Below are 2860 nucleotides of genomic sequence, written 5' to 3'. Positions count from 1 at the left end.
ACTAGAACCCACTGGAACACCCAGTCGGGAGACAGGTTGCGATAGGTCACCCCAGATCTCCTGGCATCCCGCTGAGAGGGACGGAACCACGAGGTCAGGCCGAATAGCTCCTTGTTCGCCGAATTGGGAACGTAGTGGAAGTGGCTGATGGTCGGAATGATCGACAGATCATCGCTATCGCCCGTCCGTCCCATGAATTGAAAGAGCTGTTGTTGTATGGTATCGCCGGGAGGATCGTCTTCACCTGTGTTCAGCGGGACATGGTCTCTGGAGGTGGCTTGGATCGTGCCGAGTGAAGGGAAGGAGAGTAGGACACCCAAGGTCCCGGCTTTGCGTCGCGCGGTCTGGAGGTGTTTGCGGAACTTGGCCCGGGTGATCGAGAAGACGTGGAATTCCGCGACGGAGCCGGGGCCGTCGGAGAGGTAGGTCTGAAGGTCGGTGAAGGAGACGTGAATGTCGGTCCCCGCGTAGACAACCTCGCCTTCGGCCTCATTGAACAATCGGCCGCAGTCGGATGGGTAGCCAGCGTAGGCGTAGAGATTGATGATCCCCTCTTTATGTAGTTGTCGCAGGTCCAGCTTGCGATCATCTGAGGTCAGGTAGAGTCGGCGCGCGTCACTGGTGAACGGCAAGCCCATGGGGCTGCCGTTGATCCCCATGGCCGTGAGGACGCGTTCGATGCGTGCGCCGTCCTCGCCAAAGGCCATGTTGAGCGTGTCGCGGATGATCTCCTCCAGCCGGATCCGATTCACCGTGTCGCGCTCGCCCGCGCCCAGATAGCCGAGAACGCGGATCAGTAGCAGAACCGTGGCCACCCAGGGGGCGCCGAACAGCAGCGCGACAGGTGCGAAGCCGGTATTTAGCAGCCCACGCCCTGCGGCGGCCACCAAGTCCGCCAGTCCGCGGAGCAGACGACACAGGTTCAGGCCCAGAATGCCCAGGACGATGTCTTTCAGCGCACCCAAAGCGTCATGGGCGATGCTCACGAGATCACGCGCAAGCTGGATGAGACCCTTTGTCCAGCCCAGCAACACCCCGAGCCAGCCCAGCGAGCTGATAAGCGAGTCAATCAAATTCTCAAGATCGTCCAGATAGCCTAGGACGTCTTCCAGGAGCACTCCGGCGAAGTCCAGGATATCGCCCACCGTGTCGAGGACGATCCCCCACAGGTCGAGGAATGATTTCAGCGCCTCAAGAGGATCGGTGAACAAGCACACGAAAAACGTGATCACCCAGGAGATCAGGCGAAGCACGAACGTCACGATGATTCCGATGACGGCGATGATGACCTGGCAGACAATGGTGACAACCCACTTGCCGACGGTCACCACCACCCACACCACGACTTTGACGACGATCGTCACCACTTCACAGAGCCAGCGAAGCGGATTCCACCAGGGCAACTTCCGGCAGTGTTCCTCCTGTTCGGAAATCCAGCGTTCGACCGGCTTCGCGATCTGCTCTTCAATCCACTGGCGTACTTCTTCGCACTTCTCCTTCGCCTCCGTGATTACTTTCGACACGGGGATGAGTACCGACTCCGTCATCCAGTGGCGCACTTCTCGGCATACAGCCATGAGGTAGCCTCACCTTTTCTCGTTTCCGGATTCCGGGTCGGCCTCGAGATCTATAATAATATCCGCGAATCATCGATTTAGGGACACGAAAAGGAAACAGACCGTGACGTGGCACACCGCCCCGGGCAGGGTCAATGCGTTCTCGGACGGCGAGAAAGCAGCACGTGAGGGGAATGGGTGGCGGGTGTCCGGGCTTGTGAACAGTGAATACGAACCTAGATGATCTTGGGTGTCTAATTGAGCTTCCCCCATAGCGTGGAGACCTGAACCTGGGAGAAGGTTGGGTCGTGGCAAGCGAGAGACGCGGGTTTGATCGGGAGCTCCGGGCGGGCGCGGTGCGCATCGTCAAGGAGACCGGCAAGCCCGTCGCGCAGGTGGCGCGGGATCTGGGCATCAACCCCTACACGCTGAACAACTGGATGCACATGGACCGGCTCGCAGAGCGGCCGGGCGGCGGCGGGGAGAACTCGGTGCCAGCCGAGTCCGAGCGGGAGGAGTTGGCCCGGCTGCGGCGGGAGAAAGCCGAACTGGCCCAGCGGCATGCACAGGAGAAGGCAGCGTGGGAGAAGGAATGCGCCGAGTTGGAAGACGAGCGCGATGTGCTTAAGCGCTCGGTGGTCTTGTGGGTGAAAGAGGCGATGGGCCGGTGAGCGTGGCGGCCTTCATCAGCTCCCAGAAGACCGAGTTCGGCATCAGCCGCCTCGCCTTCTGCCGGGCGCTGGGGGTGTCGCAGTCGTGGTTCTACAAGTGGAAGGACCGTGCGCCCACGCCGCGGGAGCGGCGGCGTGCCGACCTGGACGCGGAGATCACGGCTGTGTTCGCCGCTTCCGGCGGCACCTACGGCTCCCCGCGCGTCACCCGTGACCTGCGGGAGAAAGGGTGGCGGGTGTCGGAGAACACGGTCGCGGCGCGGATGGCAGAAATCGGCCTGGTCGCCCGCGTGCGCGCCAAGCCGCGCTCGCTGCGCCACTTCTTCGCTTCCACCGCCCTGGCGGCGCGTATCCCTATCATCGAGGTTTCCCGTTGGCTCGGGTCACAAGAACATCGAGATCACTCATCTGACCTACGGGCATCTTGTCCCGGCCTCGATCGGCCGCGCCCGGGACATCCTGGACTGGCTGTTCGGTAGGCCCGATATGGGGTGAAATGTCGGTGCTGATTCGGTGCTGGCGTGGCCTCCCGTAGCCTGCGCTGACCTGCGGAAACTGGGTGCTGACCGACGACCCTCCAGATCGTGGAGGGCACGAACCAGATCCAGCGTCTGGTGATCAGTCGTGCGCTCA

The 2860-nt window shown here is 61.8% G+C and carries 3 protein-coding genes; 2 read left to right on the top strand and 1 reads right to left on the bottom strand.

Annotation, left to right across the window (positions count from 1 at the left end; all coding sequences use genetic code 11):
* Positions 1-1523 (bottom strand): hypothetical protein (locus tag Aple_RS51640; protein WP_155352156.1); only part of this gene is annotated, 1523 nt, incomplete at its 3' end.
* A gap of 341 nt (positions 1524-1864) precedes the next feature.
* Here Aple_RS51640 and Aple_RS51635 point away from each other — a divergent pair.
* The gene (locus tag Aple_RS51635; protein ID WP_218038960.1) at positions 1865-2227 is read left to right on the top strand and encodes a transposase; all 363 of its coding nucleotides are present in this window, start codon (positions 1865-1867) and stop codon (positions 2225-2227) included.
* Positions 2224-2706 carry an IS3 family transposase gene (locus Aple_RS54085; RefSeq protein WP_218038959.1) on the top strand — a complete coding sequence of 161 codons (483 nt, stop codon included), beginning with the start codon at positions 2224-2226 and terminating at the stop codon, positions 2704-2706. The genes Aple_RS51635 and Aple_RS54085 overlap by 4 nt, the downstream gene beginning before the upstream one ends.
* Positions 2707-2860 lie beyond the last annotated feature (154 nt).

It is taken from the genome of Acrocarpospora pleiomorpha, assembly GCF_009687885.1.
Lineage (GTDB): Bacteria > Actinomycetota > Actinomycetes > Streptosporangiales > Streptosporangiaceae > Acrocarpospora > Acrocarpospora pleiomorpha.
Note: the sequence above shows the minus strand (reverse complement) of the source record. Positions and strands in the feature narration are given on the sequence as shown.